Raw genomic sequence first — 18,922 nt, 5'->3', positions numbered from 1 at the left:
CAGGGAGAATTGATGACCCGCGGCTAGTAACCGCCCCTACGGCTGCCGCGTTGCCGCATCGATTGCCGCGACTCGTTGCATGACCTCATCAGGAATGCGCTGAACACACGCATGCTCGTAGGAGATGTAGGTGGCCTTCTTGACCCCGAGCGCGGCGGCCATCTCGGCCTGTGTCAAGCCATGGCGCTTGCGGACGGCCTTGAAGACCTCCGCCTGGTCCCTGCTGCCGCTCCCATACTGATTGCGCACCCGGCCTGCGGCCGCGCGCGCGACGTCTTCTTGGGCGAGCGTCTCGAAGTCCAGGTCCCCGCCAGCTGCCGCCCGCACGCTATCGCAAAGTGTCGCGAACGCCCTACTTGAGTCCAGGTGCTGTTCCACCTCCACTGCCACGTCATCCCGCGCAGGCAAGGCGTCCAGGACGTGTGCGTGATCACCTTCGGGATCGTCTCGGAGGACCGGGCGGTGTTCATCGTACTTTCGACGGAGTGCGCCAGCAATGAGAAATGCGCAGCGATATGCAAGGCCGGCAAGGGGGCGATCGTCGATTTCGTGCTTGCTCAGCTCGATCCAGGTGTCTTGCTCGACGTCGTCTACGTGGTGCATCGCGCCGCGCTTGTAGCAAGCCAGCTGTACAGATCGGCGCACGGCAGCCCGTATAGCCGGGTCGCGGCTCAGGTGAAAAGCATTGGCCATGTGAACACACGTCGCTTGGCGATAGAGAGCTGTGTAGGGTTGGCGCCGATGAGAAAGCAGCGCATGGCATCGCCTGTCCCCGTGACGCCCACAACACCCCGCGCAATCATCTCGTCGAGAAGCTGCGGAGCCTGGCCATGGTTTCGGCACGCTTCGACCGCTTCGGCAAACGGCATCCCGGGGTATTGCCAGAGATCCGCGGCGACCTGCTCCGCTTTCCGGTACTGAGGGAACGCATGAAACACCATGTCGCCGATTTCCGCAGGGATTCGATCCGAGAGCAAAGGGAGGCTTCGGTGAAGCGGCGCGTCTCGCAGCCAGAGTTCATACATAGTGCGCAGCTGGACGACCTCAGGCCTGCAGCTCAATGCTTCGCAGGAGAGGTGGAAAGACACCCCCTTCGCGTCTTTTGCCCCGTTGACAAACAGCCATTGCACCGCCCTCCAGCGGGATTCTTGGCTGGAACCTTTGGAGGTGAGCACCTTAATGTGCCTTTTGAGCCTCATGACGATCCAACGCGTCTCGGGCTCGTAGTCCTCGTCTGTTACCTCTGGGGTCTGGCGGTCATCTTCAGCAGCGTCAGCAACCCGGTCGAACAATTCGGCCATCTCGCTGTCAGCTGGCGTGAGCGTGTTCTCGAACGCGAACGGATCGAAATCTTCAGGCACCGCCTCGTCATCGAACTCCGACAGTTCGTCGAGATCTCCGGGCCCTCCAGACGTGGACAAATCCATGGAAAACCTCAGCCAGCGTTGTCGAGGGCCTCGTCACTACCTCCAGTCGGGCCGCCTTCGACCGGCGGCGTGTCCGGGGATTGTTTGGCGACCGCCTCCCTGCGACGCAGCATTTCGTCGCGGTACGTCGTGATCCATCCAGGCACGGAAAGAATGTCCTGCCCCTGATTGGCACGCTGCAGCAGGTCCGTCTCGATGTACACGACGTCGCTGATGATGCCCTGGCCGTCAGGGGCGGGAACGATCTTGCGACGCAGCCTGCCCGCGACCTTGATAGCCACTCCAGGGTGCTTTACCCGCTCGAGTTGGGGTCGAACTTGCGAACCCACCAGGCGAATGGGAAGCGACTTGTCCCGTTCTTCGTGCTGGCGAATGTCGACTCGCCCATGGCCATGCTCTTGGTACTCGTTCGGCGGGACGTAGGAACGGCGATCGACGAACCCTGCAATCATCACTCGGTTGCCGTTGTTGTCCAGCGCGCCTGTCCGGTTGCTACCGCGCGTCATTTCGTACATTTCAATGATGGCCGAGATCGCCTCGTCTTGACTGTTTTCCTCCTTGAGGAGATCCAAGAACTCCTTCTTGATCGAGCCATCGCGGTGGTACGGAAGCTTGATCTCGCCCATCAAATGCTCCAGCTTCTCGGAAGAGATTTTGTTTCGGAAGCCAAGCAGGAAGTTGCTCATCGGTGGCATGGTCAGCACCGACGGGTCGCTGACCGAGACCACGACCGGCTTAACGCTCGTGCCCGAGTCGGTGATGTGGGAGTAGCAGTGGACCACCACCGTTTTGATGGAATTGCGCGGCGGCATCCGGTAGCCCAGGTTCGGCAGGAAGACCGGGATGTCGAGCTGCTCGTTGCCAGTCTGGCGGACATAGAAGCGGTCGCGCTCTTCGGTGATGACGATGGCACCTGTCAGGTAGCCAATGTTGAGCATTGCATTGACGAAGCGAAAGTTTGCGTTGGCACCGGCCATGTTGGCTCCTCGGAAGAAGTAGGCGTTATTAGTACGCGAATTGTACCAAATAGGACTCTACACGAAACAATTTATGATAACAATTATGCAACGCTCGCGCCAAAGAAAAAGGCCCGCGCAGGGCGGGCCTTTTGGTGTGATGCAAGCTGGTCATGGGCTTGAGGCCCCTCTCAGGGTCTTGAGGTAGTCATTCCAGTCGTTCCCGGCGGGTGCGGGATCGTCGATGACACTCAGCTCAAGGGTTGCCAGCTCCCCAGAGATCTTCGCCATCGCGTCCCTGCCTGGTTCATCGTTGTCCAGGCCGGTGTGGAATGTCGAGTAGCCGTGTGCTTTCATGCTCGAAAACCATTCAACCTGCCATGAATTTGTCCCAGGAATACCCATGATCGATCTCGTTTCACCGAGCTCAATACAGGACAGGACGTCAATTAGGCCTTCGACAATTTTGACCTCCTTTTCCGCCTTGATGAAGTATGGATAATTCAGAGAACCAAATCTCAGTGCCTTTTTAAAGGTTTCTGATTCTTCGACCATTCTGAACTCTACCGCACAATCCTTGGGCAATATACCCACGACGGGTCTGAAGGCCGCCGCAGGCCATTTCTTTGGCGCTGTCAGTAATCCGCAGTTCTCGGCTACATCTTGACCGCCAAGCACTTCGAAGATCATCTTTCTAGCAAGATGCACGTCACTCGGGAGAAATCGCAATTGGTCTGCCTCCACCATTTTCTCAATGGAGGCCGAAGAGATGCAACGTCCCCGCAGATATGCGAATACCTTGTCGTCTGGATGTTTCGATAGGCCCTCTCGCAGCAGTTGGATATGCGAGCGAGACATCGCGCTGCTCGGCCGAGATGGCCGTTGCGGCGGACAGGGCTCTTTCGCGTCCGAGGGCGCGAACCGCACCCCATTGCGCGTTCGGGCGAACGCATCTGCCGTTGAGCAGCCGGTGGCCGCTACGATGAAATCCACAATGTCACCATGACTGCCGCATGCCTGGCATTTCCAACGCTCCTTATCATCCTTCCCAAAAAAGATGCAGAAGCGATTGGAGTGCGGGGTTCCGATGCCACAAGTCGGGCACCGCGGCCCCCCGAACGTGCGTCCTTGCTTTCGAACGGGATAGCTGAGATCCAGCGCTGTTTGTACGAGTGACATGGAGCCCTCCGTTGTTGATACAGCACTACTTGCGCTCAGTGCGCGGATAACTGCCCGGGAGAGATCGCGAGGTCTTCGACGTTTCCGCCATTGTTGCGGTAGGCAATGAACCACTCAGGCCTCTTTCCGGCACCAGACCAGGTGATACTCGCGTCCAGAGGATGACGATAACGAGGCTCGCCCTTCGACTTGCGTCTATTGGCTGGGATCGCGAGAACCCGGGAGAACATGATCTCCTTTTCCCAGGGTTTGACGATTTCTAGGATCACCTCGGCGAGCGGGCGCTTTCGTAGTCTAGACAGCTCGGCGATGGATTCGCGAATGGAGTCGTACGACTCCTTCACGCGCTGATCGACTTCTTTTCGCACCCCCTCCATTCGGTCCATTGCGGCTTCCAGATCGCCCAGTGGCTCAGGGATACTGTCATTTGCTGGTTTGCTTCCTTGCATTTCCGGCTTAAACTCCTTTAATACTCGTGCGGTGCTACAATTCAAGATCGGGAGTAATAATCTTGGCTGCAAAACCTTTCCTGTTGGCATTGTGTGCACTTGGGCCGTCCGTATCGATGGCTTCCCAGTCCCCGGATTCCACGAGCAACGCCGTTTTGGTAACTGTGCTAATTTTTATTGGCATTCTGGTTTTGGTGTCTGAGAAGCTGAGGACATTTGCGGCCTGGTTGGTGGTGAAACCTTTCATTTCTTTTGGCAAGGCCCATGTTTCGCTGGCGAAGCATTTGTTGCCGAAGGATGTTGTGTTTCCTGACGTGGCCAAGCGGACTGCCACGGATCAAACCCCTTGACGGCGGCCTGTCTAGGCTGCGTCCAACTCGATCTTGAAGGGTCGCATCCGCCCACTCGGGGTGCCTGCCACCCCGTAGACGTCTGATTCACTGAGGGACCTGACGGACGTTGCAAATCCCGTGACCTTCCCGTTGGCGTAGCGTGCTTCAAGGACCTGCGCAACGCACCGATTCGCCGCCTCGAAGTCTAGGTCATGGAACAGTGTCATCCCGAAGTCGTCGACCATCAGGAAGTCATACTCCGAGAGGAGCGACATGAGGCTGCTGCCTTGGTGGGACTCTTCCGCGAGAAGCGCCTGGACCATGTCATACGCCGTGACGTAGATTGCTGATAGCCCTGCAAGGCCCATCTCGCGCACTAGAGCGATGGATGTATGCGTTTTCCCATGGCCGTGCTCTGCGACCAGCACCAGATCGCAGTCGGTGAGGTGTTTGCTGACCTGAAGTACGTATCGATCCAGGAGTCGCGCAGCTCCCGGGAAGAACGAGGCCACGCTTCGGACGTTGGCTTGCGAATACTTGGCCGGTGGGTTCGTGCTCATCAACCCCGCGTTGAGGAACAAAACCGACCGGACTGCTGAAAGATCTGACACTCGCGACCCCTCGTGAAAACAAATAGTACCGCAAATGATACCATTTGTTATAGATCACAGGGGATTTCGCGTATCAAATAGTGTCACTTTGGGCTTTGTTTGTTACGTTCTTGCTGCACAGAGTTGGAACTGTTGCAGCACGGCCTTGCCGAGCGCAGTGCCAGAGGTCGGGGTCGCCTCCAGCAGGTCTGCAAGCCCTGTCAAGCCCTCCATCCCACCCGAGAAGAGCCAATTCCGCATGTCGTAGAGTGCAGCGCGAGCCTCTTCAATCGACTCAAAAACCAGAATGGTGTCAAGTTCTTCGCTAAGCCATGACAGCGTGGCCTCGTACTCGTTGATGGGTTCAATCGAGTAGCTGCCGTCATCCTTTGTATAGGCATCGGCGCGATAAAGCTTTGCATGCATTCCCTGGTCCATCAGCACGTCGTAGAGCCATTCCTGCTCTGTACCAATAAGTTCGCTTGGAGCTGGGTTGCCGAGGCGCCCGAGCAATTCCTTGGCCGTGATTCGCTCGAACATCACACGATCAGTCACGTGGCAAATCGTCTTGCGCTCGAGTTGAACCTGGGCAACGAACGATTCCATGTCTGGTGCAGACCAGCATTTCGGCAATCCCTTTTTTGGTACCTCAACAACGTAAAGCATGCGTCCCTCGAAGCAAACGAAATGACAATTATGGGTTATTGTCACGAATTGTAGCAGTCAATGCTTTCTCATTCCCGACAAAGGTGTAACAATACATTGTTAACTGCCAAGGTATTGACCACGAGCAGGATCGCAGGCGAGCTCCAGTTGTTCCAGGGTGATCCACCCCTCCCGGGAACTGGTGGCAAATACAATACGCTGCACCACGTCGGTGCTTGGGGACAACATGTAGACAGCGCCTGCAGCCCGAGCAATTGCAATGGCCGGGCGCCTCAATGTGGCGGAGACCGCCATCGCGTTTGCGAGTGCCCGCCACATCTCCCTCGAGCTGAATTGGGCCGTCCAAAGATCGGATGTGTGCTCGGGGCCATGGCCGCTGCCTGAAAGGACGATGAGGCCGTCACCCAGCTCAAACAAGGCCTCGGGATCTGCCCGCCAAGCTCCAAGGCTGGCACTCTCGCCAGAAAGCGACAGCTGCACTGGCAAACGGCCAATGAGCATCGGGAGATCGCGCCTCACTGGAGGGAAGCCGGCAATTGCTCTTGGCGAGTGAAAGGCAGCCTGTACTCGAACGCCAAGGCGATCGGCAGTTGCGTCCCATCGGATCGGGCTTGCTTTCAAGGTGCCCCCCTGCCCGCTCACGCTCCTGGGCACGCTTGATCGCGGCGCGGATAACTTCGGCCGTCCGGAGCATCGACTCATCGGCCAATTCTCGCGAAGCTGCGGGTAGAACGAGAGCGTCGTTGTTGCGCGCCGCGCTGGCTTCGCTGGCCTGTTCCGCGTGCAGATGCTCGACGTTCCGCACCTGGCGGCTGTCACTGCCAATGAGCGGCTCACCGGCCGGAGTAAGCACGGCGAGGCCGATCGCGCCGATGGCCACGCCCACCATCGCGCTCACGCCGGCGGCCACGGATGCGCGCCAGGTTGTGCCGGTTTTCAGTCCAGGGCCAACAGCCTTCAAGTCATCCGCAGGCTCAGGCGCGGTTTTGGTGTCGCGCCGCGGAAGCTCAAACGGAATCCATCCGCCGGGCCCGCCAAGGTCCAGCTCTGTCCCAATCGCAATCATTCAGCACCTTTGATTTGTTACCTCATGCAATTCTATTTGTTGTGCGCAGTTATCTCAAAGTCTCCTGCAAGTGTGGCTGTACTGCTTGCGCAGGTTTTTCTGGAGATTCCAATGAAGTTCTATACCGTGGTTGCACAAGATGGCCTCACCTATGTGGAACCGTTCGTTCGCTCGCCCGCGTCATCGCTTTCCGTCGTGCGGGCCTCAGCCCACCATTTCGCTCATCAGGTCGCCAGTGGGTGCCGATCATTCTGGAATTGGTGCTGATGCAGTACCGCAGTAGCGCTACAAGGCAAGCATGCGCGCCAGCTGTTCCGCCTGATGGTGGTTTTGTCGACCTCTACAGCTCTCTTGAGGGGTTTGACGGTGACGTCGAGCGCCTTTCGTACGTATCGCATAATTGCTATCGCGGCCAGACCATCTTGCCGGTTGAGGATGTGCCCTTCTAGGAGGGCTGATTTGACGCCCCATAGCGGCCGCCGTCGAACCGATTGCACCAAATGGTGTGTTCCATCCCAAATGCCGGCAGTAACAACTGTCGGCATTTTTTATGCGCAAAACGTTTTTCGTCCTGGCTCTGTGCGTTGCTTTGGCCAACTGCGCGGGCTCACCCAACAATCGCTCGCGTTACGGAACAATCAAGGAGGTGACCCTGGAGAAGGTGTACACGCGAGGCGCGTCAACCGGCGCTATGGTCGGTACGGCAGTCGGGATGCTATCCGGCAGCCTTAGCGGTGCCACTACCGGGTATGCCGCCGGGCTGGCAGTGGATGACGCAGCGAAGGATGTCGTCTACGACTACGACGCTTGGAACGTCCTGGTCGAGCTTGACAATGGAGAGGTTCTCAGGATCGGCAGCCGAAAATACTACGGAAGCCATTTCGAGGCCGGACAACGCATTGAGATCTATTCACCCATTGCGGCCGACGGCAGCGCACTCTTCAGGCCGGCAAAGTAGTCTGTGTTACTCAGGGTGTCCAAGCGCCACTAGGTCCTTCCCGGCCAGGTCACTCGGAGGGCCACCCTCCCCTGCCCGGTAGCCCGATAGAGGATGCGCCCTCCGTCCTGATGAACACTCAGCTCTAGTCGAGTTAGTTCGCCGCGTGTGTCCGTGCCGGCGAGAGCGCCCAGCTGGTCATAGTGCCCAGCAGGAAGCGCTGCCGGCGGGTAGGCCGTCCAATCAACCGGCGGCATCGTTTTTTCGAAGGCCGTGGCGCTTTGCTCTACCTCGAACTCGATCGTTTGCTTCTTTTCGCATGCTTTGAGGATTGCCGCGCTTGTGGAGCGAGAAAAGCAGATAGTTGACATTCGAGTTCCTGAGCTGGCCGCGAAAATTGCTAGCGCCGCGCTTCCTGTCGCCACGCTTCGAACTCGGCCGGATCGATAGCGGTCACGCGGAGCTTTCGGCGCTGCCAGGCACCGAAGTTTGCTCGTTCGATCGTGTCCTTGAACTCGCCTTTTTCCGGTGCGAACGACGAGATCGAGTGTTTGTCTGAGTCTGCAGCAAACTGGTGTACCAATGCGACCTTCTCTTCGAGTGTGAGCGCCTTGATCGCGTCGGAGGTCTTCTTTCGCAAAAAGTCCTCCTGGAGGCTTTTTAGGCGATCGCCCTTCCCTATCCCATTCGCGGGCGGAAGGCTCTTGTCAACCGGAGTCGAAGGCTTCTGCTCCTCTTGCTGCAAGCGGGCCTGCAGGTCAGCTCCCCAGTCGTCGGTGATGGCTCGCCTGTAGATCGCTCCTATGTTAGGGGAGGCGCCCTCCTCGCGTTTGGACGCGACGTACTCATTTGCGCGCTGAATGCTCAGAGCGACGGCCTCTGGCGCTCGGTCGCGCAGGTACTCCATCTGCAGCTGCGCGCTTATCTTGATCTGGGCTTCGCTAAATGCTCCAGACGACTCAGCTGAAAGTGCAAGCTGGTCCTTTTGCGCCACCGAGAACCAGAGACCAAGGACCTTGCGCCCCTGAGTCTTGAAGTTCACCGAAACGGCTACATCGCTGATCTCCGACTCATTGATTTTCTTCACTGGACCACTGATCACCCATTGGTTCAGGCGCTTGAACTCGGTGTACTCAGTGGCGGCGATTCCCATGTAGTCGCGGTACTGTTCAAGCGTGAAGTACGGTGTGCGCTGGACCCCTACGTAATCCTTACAGAGCTTGTAGACGAGGGCGTCATACTTCCCGCTGTAAGAGTTGAAGATCGACCAGTTGAAGATGTGGAAGATCGAGCTGTAGCTGTCGAGGCTTTCGATCGAACGGCGGATTAGCTTGGGGAAGATCACCCCTACTCGGCTTGAGCTGACGAACCACTCTGAGATAAACCCCGCGCCCACCATCGCCGGGCTTCCATCCTTCTCGAGCAAATTGTAGTGAAGCGGCTCGATGCGAATTTGCTCCAGATCTCGCTTGAGCTCGGACGTCTTTGGCTCGTAGCCCAGGCGTTCTGCCAACGTGGAAGTGCTGATGTAGCAGGGCTCTCCATCGACCAGTGCCCTTCCCGTTTGCTCAAAGAGCTCGCGGTAGCGCCTGATGAGCAAAAGCCAGAGCTTGTACTGGACCAGGGTAATGCTGTGCCGAACGTGAATAAATTCCTGGGGCGTGCGAAACACCGGCTGAGGCCTTTGTGCATCCGATATCAGTTCAAGCTGCATGCGATCAATGGTCTAGGTGGAGATGGTGCGCCACTAGACTATACGACATGTGCCGATCGGCACAAAGCAAAAATTCTTGCACCGGGGAGGGGGTTCTCTAGACCATAGCTCCGAGTTGCTCATAGGGGGGGGTTCTCTAGTCCATTCTTCGCCACCCCCAATCCCAGGGGTTTTTCTAGTCCATTGACACTGATCTGCGGCGCAAGGGGGATCTCTAGACCTTGGCTCTTAGTCATCTAGGCGGGGGGGATTTCTAGACCATTCCATTCGCGGGCCGTTTGAGGCTGTCGACCTATGGGCTGGGCACGCCAGTGGCACTCCCGTGTGGTGCATGTTCAAGTTATCCACAGGTTTCAGGGGATCTCTAGGCGATAGGTGGGGGATTCACTAGACCATAGGGGGAGATCACTAGACCATCAGGGCCTTGGGGGAGGGGGTTTTCTATACCTTTCTGGGGGGTTTTCCTAGTCCATGTGCACGCTAACTCATTGATTTTAAAAGAGAAAATAGGGTCCTAAAGATTGAAACTGCTTTTATTAAAAGAGTGCAGTAGTAAGGGCTGTGGATAAGTGAGGGTCGCGCCATCCCTGAGCCTCTTTACTGCCCTCTTTTTCTGAAAAGAATACAAAAAACATCCAGATCGAGCGAAAACGTACTGTTTTTTGTTCAGAAACGATTCCAATCCGTTCAGTTCAGTTGCACAATTGGAGCATTCCACCAATTTTCGGATAGGAGTCGATTTTTGATACTGCTATCCATCCATCAATGCAGCAGCCCAACGAAAAGGTTCGAACATGAATACAGCAAGTAAGACGTCTAGAAAACTCTCTGCCAAACGTTCTTGGACTCTTCAAGATCTAGAGGACATTGAGGAGCGCGTTGGGCAGACCATCGACCTGGTTCGAGATGCGATGCTCGCACCCGATTCAGTCAAGTCTGCACCGACCTTTTCGAGTGCTCAGCTGCTGTCATTCTGCGGCATCGACAAGAGCAAGTTCAACTACAGGCTGAGCAAGGGCAACCTTCCGGATGGGATGCGTGGAGACGCAACTCGACGGAGGTTTACATTGTCTGAGCTTCAGCAATGGGTGCGAGCCTGTCGGCCGAATAAGCAGAGGCCTGTTGGGGCCCAGGGCTGCGTGATCTCTGTGGTGAATTTCAAGGGGGGCGTCGGGAAGACTTCCAACGCAGTTACGCTCGCGCAGGGACTGAGTTTGCGTGGTCACAGCGTACTGGTGATTGATATGGACGCTCAGGCTTCCATGACCAACCTGATGGGGGTTGTGGGTGACCAGGACGGCGGTGGAGATGACGACCGAACGGTGTTGCCACTACTGGTTGGCGCTGAACCAAATATCGACTACGCAGTGCAGACCAGCTATTGGGCTGGTATCGATGTGGTTGCCGCGGACCTGGGGTTGTACTCCGCAGAGTTTGCGCTGCCATCTAGGCAGAAGGACAACCCGAACTTCGAGTTTTGGCACGTGCTACGTGATGGGCTGCACACGGCACGGGAGAACTATGACGTCGTCATCATCGACACGCCACCTTCGCTGTCGTACACCACGGTGAACGCCATCTTGGCCAGTGACGGGCTGGTCATGCCCCTGCCGCCATCGCAACTTGACTTCCTTTCGTCGGCGCAGTTCTGGAGCCTTATTAACGATCTGCTCACTCAGCTGATTACGAAGCGTGGCGGCACGAAGGAATTTGCCTTTATCGACGTACTGCTTTCCAAAGTGGATACGAACGATCCATCTTGCAGTGTGGTGCGCGAGTGGATTCAGGCGGCGTACACAGATGCCGTGATACCTATTGAGATCCCTAAGACTACTGCGACCTCGTCTGCGAGTGCAGAATTCGGGACGATCTATGACCTCGACGTGTCGAAGGTGAACGCACGGACCTATCGTCGCGCGTTCGAGGCATACGAGCGCATGGCTGAATTGATCGAAGAGCAGATCATCACTTGGTGGTCACGTGAAGGAGCGCAGAAATGAGCTTGAAGGACAAGAAAGATCGCGTCGACTTTTCGTTGCTGGGGACGAAGCGAAACAGCAGTGAACGCAGGGCGGGTGCAGTGGTGTCGACGGTGGCTGATGATGCAGTGCCGACCGTGCCGAACCGGGAACCTCGCACTGCGATCGGTCTTCATGCAGCCAGCATTTACGGCGATTCCGAAATTCGGCGTGAGAACGATCTGCTCAAGCAGCAGGTTCGAGTGTTCGAGGGCGCGCGTCCAGTGAAGCATCTTGATCCCCTGAAAGTGAAGGGGAGCAAGTGGGCAAACCGTATGGAAGAGTCCTTTGCGTCTGCAGAATTTCGAGCTCTGGAAGAGGAGATCGTGGCGGCCGGCGGCAACGTTCAGCCGATCAAGGTACGCCCGATTGAAGGAACCGACGAGTTTGAGGTCGTGTTTGGACACCGGAGGCATCGCGCATGCCGGAACGCGGGGCTGCCCGTTCTAGCGATGATCGCGCCAATGGACGATGCCAGTCTGTTTGCCGAGATGGATCGGGAGAACCGGGAGCGCGCAGACCTTCGCCCGTTCGAGCAAGGCATGCAATACGCACGAGCACTAGAGGAAAAGCTCTTTCCGTCCATCCGCAAGATGGCTGAGAAGTTGGGCGTGGATGCATCGGGCGTGAGCAGGCTGATCGCGATGGTGGACCTGCCGCGCGAGATACTGAAGGCTTTCGCCTCCCCGCTTGACATCCAGTTTGACTGGGGAAACAAGCTGGCGATTGCGCACACGGCATCTGCCGACCGCGTACTGGAGGAGGCCAGGCGTATTGCTGATGAGCGTGAGCGCGGCGTCTCAATCCCTGCGGCGAAGGTTTTCAGCCGCCTGATATCTGCATCGCCGACAGTGGCAGCAGCGCCGACTGAGTTGACTGGGACCGAAGGAAAGGCGGTTGTGAGGTATGGACGAGGAGGTTCAGCGAAGATCCATATCACCGGGCTTAGCAAGGCCAAGGTCGCTCAGCTGGACGGGCTGATTTCTAAATTTTTGGAGTCGGAAGGTTAGTCGAGCCGCACACAAACGAGCCCGCAGATGCGGGCTTTTTTTATGGCTTGGAGGTGGGCTGTATCGACTGGCAGCAGGTGTGGAGTGACTCCACACCCGGTGATTGGCGGAGGTCTGAGCCTCGCGAGTTTTTCCCGATTCTGGGGTGACTGGCGGTCATGGCTTCGAAATGAGGACGTTCGATGGGAAGGTGTGGAGTGACTTGATGCGACCGGTGGGTCACCGTGGGATGCATTCTGGGGTGTGGAGTCACTCCACGCTTGGTTGTCCCCGAGGCCTTTGTTCCTTCCGCGGATGGCCCGGAGTGGTGGAATGAGCAAAGGCTCTGCTTGCAGCGTTCGGCCTTAACTTTTAGTTCTGGCAGAGTAGGTGTGGAGTCACTCCACACGCAGTCGGTTTGTAGCGGCAGCGGGGCGTTGGTGGTGTGGCAATCCCGCGGTTAGGACTCAGTCTCCCTCCTTAAACGGGAGGTCGGATGCACCGGAGCGTAGGGGTGTGGAGTGACTCCACACCCCAGTTTGGTGAACCTATGTGCACTTCCCTACCAGCAGCCGAAGGTGTGGAGTCACTCCACACCCCTGCGAACGGGCTGATCTGCCCGCACCTCAGGCAGGCGAAAAAAAGCCACCTGCAATGCAGGTGGCTTCGGCTGGCCGCGGAACAAGTCCTGGGCGAATTGCTAGTGAAACAATCTCGAGTGCTGTTCATCCGTCACGCTAATGACGATTCCGGTCAAGGCGCAGACATGGATGCCATCGGCAATGGACGATAGGTAGGTGTCGCTGTATGCCTCGTGTGCGTCTGAGCCAGGCAGGTAGCCGGCGCTGGTAGCAGCTGCGAAAGGGCTGAGAAACTGAGACCCCGCTTGCAGGCCGCAAGCTGCTGTGAAGGCTTCTGCCATCGCGTCAAAGTTGAGGGTGGCTGGAGAGTCTGTCGAAGTCATGGAGAAAATCCTCTGTAGGGTAGGGTAGGGTAGGGGCGGGAGGTGCCATATCCCGGTACTTGACATAACGGAGGAGGTAACCGTAGGGCAACCTCCAAAGCCGAAGAACCACCACGACGCCCAAATGGTGCCAGCGTGGCGTATGTGGCAATGCGGCGCCGCATTGGCGTCGCTGCCAACGTGGCACCAAAGTTGCGCCAACGCGGTCGTATCGCTCTCGTTGGCGGTGCGCTTTTCGGGAAGTTGCGAGCAATGCTGCGGGAAGAAATCACGGACGAAGGTGAAAGACGCTGTTCGGTCGGAAGGTCAGCAGCGGCTTGTGCGCAGCCGCGTAAGGACCCATACAGCCCGCTCTACGAACTCGGTCGGGGCAAGGCATGGCAGATGCACGCCTAAACGTGCGAGGAAGCACTGGCGTTGGAGAGAGGAAGCAGGCGCTCGGCCGAGCAGCACGGAGCTTCGGAGTTGCCACACTCTGGCGTGCCAGCATGGCCCGACCAGGACGGGTTAGCCCGGGACCCTAAGCGACGAGGAGGGTTTCTTTTCGCCCGGCATTCATACCTGGTCGGAACTTTGCGATCCATTGATCAACAGGCTCGGGCCTCCCAAACAGGAATCCCTGCAACAGCTCGCACGCACCACCGAAGAACTTTGCCTGTTCGATGGTTTCGATGCCCTCTGCAACGATGCGAAGCCGGAGCTTGTTGCAAAGCTCGATTACGGCATTGCAAACGATCGCGTCGCGCTCCCTGGACGGAGCATCGCGTACCAGCGATCGATCAAGCTTGAGTTCATGGATGGGGAGCTTGGCAAGATGAGCGAGCGAAGAATAGCCTGTTCCAAAGTCGTCCATCGACAGCGAGATGCCCAGGCTCGCCAGAGACTCAAGCCGCTCAACGACTTCGGTCACCGGCCTCTCGAAAAGACTTTCGGTGATCTCGAGAGTTAGGCGCGCTGGTGCCAGATTGTGGCGATTCAGTGAGTCGCTGACCGTCCGGACAAAGTCAGGTCCAAGAAGGTGGCGTGGGCTGATGTTGACCGAAATGCGTGAGGGGTGCTGATCCCTAGAAAGAACGCTGCAGCTGCTCTCTAGGACCCATTGCTCAAGCTCTCCCATTAGCCCAAAGGTCTCCGCAACTGGAATGAACGCAGCTGGCGCAAGGATGCCGTGCTCAGGGTGGGCCCACCGGACGAGGGCCTCGGCGGCCGAGACCGCGCCGCCCGCATCTACCTGGCCTTGAAGGAATAGGCGGAGCTCACCACTTCTTATCCCGCGGGCAAGGTCGCCGGCGAGTGCGGGGCCAGAAGCGAGCGGTGGGAGAACCTTGGACAGGTGCATAGGATCCTCATGCCGGGCAGGAGCTCGCCATCAGTGGGCAAACTTGCCGTTTGTTTGTTGCGTACCAATTGACTGATAGCGTGAATTTTATATTTGTTACGCCGAAAATGAAAAACCCCGTGCACTTCGCAGTGGCACGGGGTTTTGATACGAGCTATTTGCTCTTCGCGGCCCTTAGCCACGGTCTTTTCTCACATGCTCGATGAACACCGAAGCGAGCCCAGAAATCTCGGTCCACGGGAATCGGCATGGTGGTCAAGCAGTCCAGGTTTACAAAGGCACCGTGGTGCTCGATTTCACCTTTCGTGAACAGGTTCCAGAGTATGGAGCTGGCCGCAAGTGCCATCGCTGGGTTGATGAACAACGCCTGCTTCTGCAGTGCCTCTGCGAGGGAGCACGACGGCGTGTCATCCTCCATGTGGTCCTGGCCACTGTCGATCAGTGCCGGAAACATCTCGCCCACGTGGGGTAGCCTCGTTGGGTCTGGTTCCGTTCGCCGGCGCCCCTGAATCTCCCCCAGCAAGATCTGGCCGTCGGAGGATCTGTTGCCCATGTCGAGGTAGTACGTGTGATCGCGCCTCGAGTTTTCGATGGCTGACAGGATCGCTCGGCGCGCGGTTCGGTTGTCCACCGCGCCTATGACTAGGTCGAAGTTCGAGAAGCCCTCAGAGTTGTCGCTGACGCGATCCACTATCGCTGTCCACGAGACCTGCGCTGCCATGTTTGCCCGATTGATCAGCGTGAAAGCCTTGTAGCTTCCAACGTCGCAGGGGTAGAAGGCCTGACGGCCCACATTGGGTGGTGACACAACGTCGTCGTCGATCAACGTGACGTGGAGCCCTCCAGGATGGCCAAGAGCAACCATGGCTCGATGAAGGTTCATCAGGTTCTCCAGCATCCTCGATCCAGTTCCTCCAGCGCCCACGAGCGCTACCTTCACCTGCTTCTGCGCGAGCCTTCCATTCAGTTGGTGCTTCATCGCGGTGCCCCCTCGATGATCTGGCCCAACTGGAACGATCCATCGGAACCGAGCTTGAGCTTGTAGTGCAAGCCCGCCACGCAGAGGCGCATTGCCACTGAGACCGTTGTGTCCAAGTCGCCAAAGACCGCTGAGACCTTCACGCTCCCGGCGTCGTCCAGGTCATCGACTGACGAGAATCCTGCAGGAAGGCGCCCGTGGCTGTGGATGTCCACGACCGCGATCTCGCCGGGCTCCAGTACCGGATTCCGATAGTCGACTCGGGTAGGAGAGGCGCTGAGCGCGTCTCTCATCGCGAGCCGCCAACTGTCAGTCGATGGGGCCCAGACAAACAGGGCTGCGCACTCATTCGGCATGGCCTGGCGAGCTTGCTCGGCAAACGCTTGCCAAATGGCGATCGGCGGGAACGAGCATTTCCACTCGACCATGGGCTTCAGAGGCCCATAGGGCAGGTAGATATCCGAGACTGCGACCCGGTGGCGCAGAGCCAGCCAATCGCTGCTCAAATCCTGCCACAAACCGTCGCTGGCCACTGCGTAGCTGACCGGAGCATCGTCCTGAAAGGGGAGGGTGCATTCGGTGGTGGCCACGCGCAGTGGAAACGCTTGCTGGATCATTGAATCCATGCTCATCAAAACTCTCCTTCTGGTCGTTCGAGACCTGCTAGGCGATCGCGTGTGTTCACTTCGATCAGGTCACCCACCGTGAGGCGAACTGCAGCGAGGCGACTCGTAGGGAAACGCCGGGTTGGCTTTTCCACCTGCGACTTCCAGAACGCCGCGGGATCGAGGCCTTTGACAAGGCGGTCCTTCTGGCAGAAGTTCGGGTGCGTGAACGACGAGCCAAAGAACATGTCTTCCCACGCCTTCGGCTCGAATGCACGCTCCGCAGTGGGTGTGTTTGCGTTCCCCACACAGACCTGGCCGCTGCCCCAGACGTTGAAGAATGGCGCTTGGAAGAGCTGTGTCTCAGGGGTTGGGCGTCCGGCACACTTCACTGCATAGAGATGCAGGTGTTGCGCATCGATGGTCATCCATACCAGGGCGGGGACTGGGCAAATCGCGTGTCCATCGAAGGACGCCTTGGAGGTGGACGACTTCTTGAAGAACATCGAGCGGTGCCCTGGCGGTGTCCACCAGACGAGCCGGTCGGCACCCTCCGCGAGCCGCGTGTCTTCGATCCAGCGGACGGGCTTTCTGACAGCCTGCTTAAGCGCAAGCTGTGCGTAGATCAATCCCAGATCCTTTTCGGTCATCAGCCTTCCAGGCGTCACCTCAGGGCGCTCGCGAATGACCGCCACTTCATGCACGGTCGCGTAGTCGAAGACGTCACACACGCTATCGTGGGAAGTCCTTCCTCCGTAGAGCAGGATGGCGCCCTTTAGTAACGATACCGATGCACTGCTTTGTGCGCTTACTCCCATCATTTGGAATCCTCCTTAAAAAATGACATGAACCTGCCGAGGCACGAGTGGAGGTCGATGAATGCCTTGAGGGCACGCACTCCGGCCCTCATCGCCTTGGGGTCCTCCGTTGATATCCGCCAGGTCCTGAAGGAATCGCGGTACTCGCTCTCCTGAAGCCACCGTTCGGAGTGCTCGACGACTTCCATGCAAACCTCGGGCGTATCCCAGACCACAAAACATGTGGATCCGAGTGCGTCAAGGCCTTCCATTTCGTGACCATCGGGAACATCTCCGTGGCTCTGGTCCCACTCGCCAAGGCGATGTCTTCTGCTCGCGTTGCAGAGGTCCAGGCCTGCGGCGACAACGGATTGGATCTCCGGGTCGGAGCAGGCCTTGAGCACTTCTTTTGCCTCTTTCAGGGTCATGCGTCGCGGACGATGCTGAGAGGCGCCTTCCTTGACGCCATACATCCAGCCGTGGCCCCCGGCCGCTGCGGCAAAATGTGATGGCCATACTCCTGAAAACTGCTCCTGCAGCTCAGCCACAGTGCCATTGACAGCTTGGTTTTCCCGTATGAACTCGGCGGCACCTTCGTCAGAGTCGCCGTCAAACCAACCGGCGAAGTACGCCGCGTGGCGCTGGAAGCTGAATGAGTACATGGGATAGCAAAATCCGGCGTCCTCGATCAGGAACCAGGCCCACCATCCCAAACCAGCTCGGTAGGCGTTGAGCTTCTCGACCATTGGCTTGAGGCGGAATAGTGGAATGACAGATTCGGGCGTGACCTCGACATGGACAAGCTCGGGATGGGCTTCGATGGACAACTGCATTGGGAGTACGTTGTCCGAGTCGCCATTCGCGCGCAGGTAGGTGCTCCATTGCTGGGTGATCGTCACCTGTAGATCTGTGAAGTTCTCACCTACAACCGGGACTCCGGCGGAATTGGCGGCGAGGATGAACTTGGCCAAAGACGAATTCGCCTTGCTTGCCCCGTCCTGTACCCGTAGGGGCACAAGTGGAGACAAGCTAGGCAGGCACCAAGCGCCCAAGAAGGGCGCTTGGCTCAACCCCACCTGCTGAACGCCGAACTCGGCAGAGGCAGGGGATTCGAGCTTTGACGAGAGTTCACCACCTGCAGGAGGGGGATTGAACATTTCGTGCTTTCATTTACTGATTGGGGATCTGCCTGGGCCAACGGGTCGGCCGAGGCATTCGAGAAGTGACCACCCGTTGCGATTGCTTGGATGGCCTTCAGATGCGCGCTCATCCCTTGCTGCCAACAGCGCGTTGGAAGTTGTAGGTAGCGACGCCAGCCTTTGTGCTGGGTCCTTCTACAACTGCAGTGAGCAGCTCAGGGAACTGGTTCGCGAAGAAGATGCGGATCTGGTCGGGGTCCTTGCCAGGAGCAGGGTCCGCCAGGGTCATCCCGTTGTAGGTGAACTTGCGTGTGAGGACGGTGGATTGCAATGCCATATTCCCTCCTCAGAGTGTGAAAGGAACCTGCTGCGACTCACCGGCGGGGCCTGGCGAGGCGTTTCCTTCGCCACCCTCGGCGGGTTCTTCTTCCTGGAGCGCTGGCGTCGATTTGCCTGGCTTCGATTTGTTCGATGCCGCGGCCGACTTGTCTTTCGCCTGGGCCACAGCCGCAGCTGCTTGCTCCTGAATGCCCTCGAGCTGCTCTTTGAGCGTCCCGTTGACTGTGCAGTACTCGCTGATGACAGAGGCAAAGTCGGCATCGAGCTCGGTGGGCGTTGCCACAAAGCTCTTGGCCAACAGCGGAGTTCCGGACTTGCCCGCGTCTGGGAAGACGTTTACCTCGAGTTTTCCTGCGCCGGCGTCGGTCACCTTGAGAGTGATCGCGACGCCCTTGGTTGCCAGATGGTGGAGATTCTGAAAAAGCATGTTTTACCTC

The 18,922-nt window shown here is 57.9% G+C and carries 21 protein-coding genes; 4 read left to right on the top strand and 17 right to left on the bottom strand.

The window, feature by feature from the left end; all coding sequences use genetic code 11:
- Nucleotides 1-36: 36 nt before the first annotated feature.
- The 8 genes from C8C94_RS24920 to C8C94_RS24885 all read right to left on the bottom strand — a co-directional run bounded on the left by C8C94_RS24920 (nucleotide 37) and on the right by C8C94_RS24885 (nucleotide 5,539).
- Complete coding sequence (locus C8C94_RS24920) at nucleotides 37-693, bottom strand: helix-turn-helix transcriptional regulator (RefSeq protein ID WP_121423099.1); 657 nt, start codon at nucleotides 691-693, stop codon at nucleotides 37-39.
- Entirely contained in the window at nucleotides 672-1,427 is a 756-nt protein-coding gene (locus C8C94_RS24915; RefSeq protein ID WP_121423098.1) for a hypothetical protein, read from the bottom strand. The genes C8C94_RS24920 and C8C94_RS24915 overlap by 22 nt, the downstream gene beginning before the upstream one ends.
- Before the next feature lie 8 nt (nucleotides 1,428-1,435).
- Nucleotides 1,436-2,404, bottom strand: coding sequence for a hypothetical protein (locus tag C8C94_RS24910; RefSeq protein ID WP_121423097.1), 969 nt, complete (start codon nucleotides 2,402-2,404; stop codon nucleotides 1,436-1,438).
- A gap of 150 nt (nucleotides 2,405-2,554) precedes the next feature.
- The gene (locus tag C8C94_RS24905) at nucleotides 2,555-3,562 is read right to left on the bottom strand and encodes a toprim domain-containing protein (protein WP_121423096.1); all 1,008 of its coding nucleotides are present in this window, start codon (nucleotides 3,560-3,562) and stop codon (nucleotides 2,555-2,557) included.
- Nucleotides 3,563-3,597: 35 nt separating this feature from the next.
- Nucleotides 3,598-4,011, bottom strand: a complete 414-nt coding sequence (locus C8C94_RS24900; protein WP_158603854.1) for an H-NS family nucleoid-associated regulatory protein — start codon at nucleotides 4,009-4,011, stop codon at nucleotides 3,598-3,600.
- Between the two features lie 34 nt (nucleotides 4,012-4,045).
- Nucleotides 4,046-4,345 (bottom strand): hypothetical protein, encoded by a 300-nt coding sequence (locus C8C94_RS25560; RefSeq protein WP_147433315.1) that lies wholly within the window; start codon nucleotides 4,343-4,345, stop codon nucleotides 4,046-4,048.
- 27 nt (nucleotides 4,346-4,372) lie between these two features.
- Nucleotides 4,373-4,954: an ATP-binding protein gene (locus C8C94_RS24890; RefSeq protein WP_147433314.1), complete on the bottom strand. Its 582-nt coding sequence runs from the start codon at nucleotides 4,952-4,954 to the stop codon at nucleotides 4,373-4,375.
- A 102-nt stretch (nucleotides 4,955-5,056) separates the two neighbouring features.
- Entirely contained in the window at nucleotides 5,057-5,539 is a 483-nt protein-coding gene (locus C8C94_RS24885; protein WP_121423092.1) for a hypothetical protein, read from the bottom strand.
- An 841-nt stretch (nucleotides 5,540-6,380) separates the two neighbouring features.
- Here C8C94_RS24885 and C8C94_RS25680 point away from each other — a divergent pair.
- Together C8C94_RS25680 and C8C94_RS24875 are read left to right on the top strand one after the other, a co-directional pair.
- Nucleotides 6,381-6,932, top strand: coding sequence for a hypothetical protein (locus tag C8C94_RS25680; protein ID WP_158603853.1), 552 nt, complete (start codon nucleotides 6,381-6,383; stop codon nucleotides 6,930-6,932).
- A gap of 283 nt (nucleotides 6,933-7,215) precedes the next feature.
- Nucleotides 7,216-7,623: a hypothetical protein gene (locus tag C8C94_RS24875; protein ID WP_121423090.1), complete on the top strand. Its 408-nt coding sequence runs from the start codon at nucleotides 7,216-7,218 to the stop codon at nucleotides 7,621-7,623.
- Between the two features lie 379 nt (nucleotides 7,624-8,002).
- Here the strand turns inward: C8C94_RS24875 and C8C94_RS24865 are convergent, their stop codons facing one another.
- The gene (locus C8C94_RS24865) at nucleotides 8,003-9,316 is read right to left on the bottom strand and encodes a replication initiation protein (RefSeq protein WP_055397604.1); all 1,314 of its coding nucleotides are present in this window, start codon (nucleotides 9,314-9,316) and stop codon (nucleotides 8,003-8,005) included.
- 794 nt (nucleotides 9,317-10,110) lie between these two features.
- On the opposite strand from C8C94_RS24865, the gene C8C94_RS24860 reads away from it, so the two are divergent.
- Nucleotides 10,111-11,316: an AAA family ATPase gene (locus C8C94_RS24860; protein WP_055397606.1), complete on the top strand. Its 1,206-nt coding sequence runs from the start codon at nucleotides 10,111-10,113 to the stop codon at nucleotides 11,314-11,316.
- Complete coding sequence (locus C8C94_RS24855; RefSeq protein ID WP_121423088.1) at nucleotides 11,313-12,344, top strand: ParB/RepB/Spo0J family partition protein; 1,032 nt, start codon at nucleotides 11,313-11,315, stop codon at nucleotides 12,342-12,344. Before C8C94_RS24860 ends, C8C94_RS24855 begins: the two co-directional genes overlap by 4 nt.
- 679 nt (nucleotides 12,345-13,023) lie before the next feature.
- Here the strand turns inward: C8C94_RS24855 and C8C94_RS24850 are convergent.
- The 8 genes from C8C94_RS24850 to C8C94_RS24815 all read right to left on the bottom strand — a co-directional run bounded on the left by C8C94_RS24850 (nucleotide 13,024) and on the right by C8C94_RS24815 (nucleotide 18,912).
- Nucleotides 13,024-13,287 (bottom strand): hypothetical protein, encoded by a 264-nt coding sequence (locus C8C94_RS24850; RefSeq protein ID WP_055397610.1) that lies wholly within the window; start codon nucleotides 13,285-13,287, stop codon nucleotides 13,024-13,026.
- A 520-nt stretch (nucleotides 13,288-13,807) separates the two neighbouring features.
- Nucleotides 13,808-14,626 (bottom strand): EAL domain-containing protein, encoded by an 819-nt coding sequence (locus C8C94_RS24845; protein ID WP_121423087.1) that lies wholly within the window; start codon nucleotides 14,624-14,626, stop codon nucleotides 13,808-13,810.
- A 154-nt stretch (nucleotides 14,627-14,780) separates the two neighbouring features.
- Nucleotides 14,781-15,605, bottom strand: a complete 825-nt coding sequence (locus tag C8C94_RS24840) for a PRTRC system ThiF family protein (protein ID WP_121423086.1) — start codon at nucleotides 15,603-15,605, stop codon at nucleotides 14,781-14,783.
- Nucleotides 15,602-16,237 (bottom strand): PRTRC system protein A, encoded by a 636-nt coding sequence (locus C8C94_RS24835; protein ID WP_055397616.1) that lies wholly within the window; start codon nucleotides 16,235-16,237, stop codon nucleotides 15,602-15,604. The genes C8C94_RS24840 and C8C94_RS24835 overlap by 4 nt, the downstream gene beginning before the upstream one ends.
- A complete protein-coding gene (locus tag C8C94_RS24830) occupies nucleotides 16,237-17,031 on the bottom strand; it encodes a PRTRC system protein B (protein WP_121423085.1) in 795 nt (264 codons plus the stop codon). Before C8C94_RS24830 ends, C8C94_RS24835 begins: the two co-directional genes overlap by 1 nt.
- Nucleotides 17,028-18,164 carry a PRTRC system protein F gene (locus C8C94_RS24825; RefSeq protein ID WP_121423084.1) on the bottom strand — a complete coding sequence of 379 codons (1,137 nt, stop codon included), beginning with the start codon at nucleotides 18,162-18,164 and terminating at the stop codon, nucleotides 17,028-17,030. The genes C8C94_RS24830 and C8C94_RS24825 overlap by 4 nt, the downstream gene beginning before the upstream one ends.
- A gap of 109 nt (nucleotides 18,165-18,273) precedes the next feature.
- Entirely contained in the window at nucleotides 18,274-18,483 is a 210-nt protein-coding gene (locus C8C94_RS24820) for a PRTRC system protein C (RefSeq protein WP_055397623.1), read from the bottom strand.
- A 9-nt stretch (nucleotides 18,484-18,492) separates the two neighbouring features.
- Entirely contained in the window at nucleotides 18,493-18,912 is a 420-nt protein-coding gene (locus tag C8C94_RS24815) for a PRTRC system protein E (RefSeq protein ID WP_121423083.1), read from the bottom strand.
- Nucleotides 18,913-18,922: the final 10 nt, after the last annotated feature.

Origin of the sequence: Acidovorax sp. 94 (genome assembly GCF_003634645.1) — a bacterium.
Lineage (GTDB): Bacteria > Pseudomonadota > Gammaproteobacteria > Burkholderiales > Burkholderiaceae_C > Acidovorax > Acidovorax facilis.
Note: the sequence above shows the minus strand (reverse complement) of the source record. Positions and strands in the feature narration are given on the sequence as shown.

Excerpts from the sequence above, each read along its gene's own strand:
- C8C94_RS24875 (WP_121423090.1), top strand. The coding sequence starts at position 7,216 with ATGCGCAAAACGTTTTTCGTCCTGGCTCTGTGCGTTGCTTTGGCCAAC.
- C8C94_RS24900 (WP_158603854.1), bottom strand. The coding sequence starts at position 4,011 with ATGCAAGGAAGCAAACCAGCAAATGACAGTATCCCTGAGCCACTGGGC.
- C8C94_RS24855 (WP_121423088.1), top strand. The coding sequence starts at position 11,313 with ATGAGCTTGAAGGACAAGAAAGATCGCGTCGACTTTTCGTTGCTGGGG.
- C8C94_RS24815 (WP_121423083.1), bottom strand. The coding sequence starts at position 18,912 with ATGCTTTTTCAGAATCTCCACCATCTGGCAACCAAGGGCGTCGCGATC.
- C8C94_RS24830 (WP_121423085.1), bottom strand. The coding sequence starts at position 17,031 with ATGATGGGAGTAAGCGCACAAAGCAGTGCATCGGTATCGTTACTAAAG.
- C8C94_RS24840 (WP_121423086.1), bottom strand. The coding sequence starts at position 15,605 with ATGAAGCACCAACTGAATGGAAGGCTCGCGCAGAAGCAGGTGAAGGTA.
- C8C94_RS24845 (WP_121423087.1), bottom strand. The coding sequence starts at position 14,626 with ATGCACCTGTCCAAGGTTCTCCCACCGCTCGCTTCTGGCCCCGCACTC.
- C8C94_RS24865 (WP_055397604.1), bottom strand. The coding sequence starts at position 9,316 with ATGCAGCTTGAACTGATATCGGATGCACAAAGGCCTCAGCCGGTGTTT.
- C8C94_RS24910 (WP_121423097.1), bottom strand. The coding sequence starts at position 2,404 with ATGGCCGGTGCCAACGCAAACTTTCGCTTCGTCAATGCAATGCTCAAC.
- C8C94_RS24905 (WP_121423096.1), bottom strand. The coding sequence starts at position 3,562 with ATGTCACTCGTACAAACAGCGCTGGATCTCAGCTATCCCGTTCGAAAG.
- C8C94_RS24885 (WP_121423092.1), bottom strand. The coding sequence starts at position 5,539 with ATGGAATCGTTCGTTGCCCAGGTTCAACTCGAGCGCAAGACGATTTGC.
- C8C94_RS24915 (WP_121423098.1), bottom strand. The coding sequence starts at position 1,427 with ATGGATTTGTCCACGTCTGGAGGGCCCGGAGATCTCGACGAACTGTCG.
- C8C94_RS24820 (WP_055397623.1), bottom strand. The coding sequence starts at position 18,483 with ATGGCATTGCAATCCACCGTCCTCACACGCAAGTTCACCTACAACGGG.
- C8C94_RS24920 (WP_121423099.1), bottom strand. The coding sequence starts at position 693 with ATGGCCAATGCTTTTCACCTGAGCCGCGACCCGGCTATACGGGCTGCC.
- C8C94_RS24860 (WP_055397606.1), top strand. The coding sequence starts at position 10,111 with ATGAATACAGCAAGTAAGACGTCTAGAAAACTCTCTGCCAAACGTTCT.
- C8C94_RS24835 (WP_055397616.1), bottom strand. The coding sequence starts at position 16,237 with ATGAGCATGGATTCAATGATCCAGCAAGCGTTTCCACTGCGCGTGGCC.
- C8C94_RS24850 (WP_055397610.1), bottom strand. The coding sequence starts at position 13,287 with ATGACTTCGACAGACTCTCCAGCCACCCTCAACTTTGACGCGATGGCA.
- C8C94_RS24825 (WP_121423084.1), bottom strand. The coding sequence starts at position 18,164 with ATGTTCAATCCCCCTCCTGCAGGTGGTGAACTCTCGTCAAAGCTCGAA.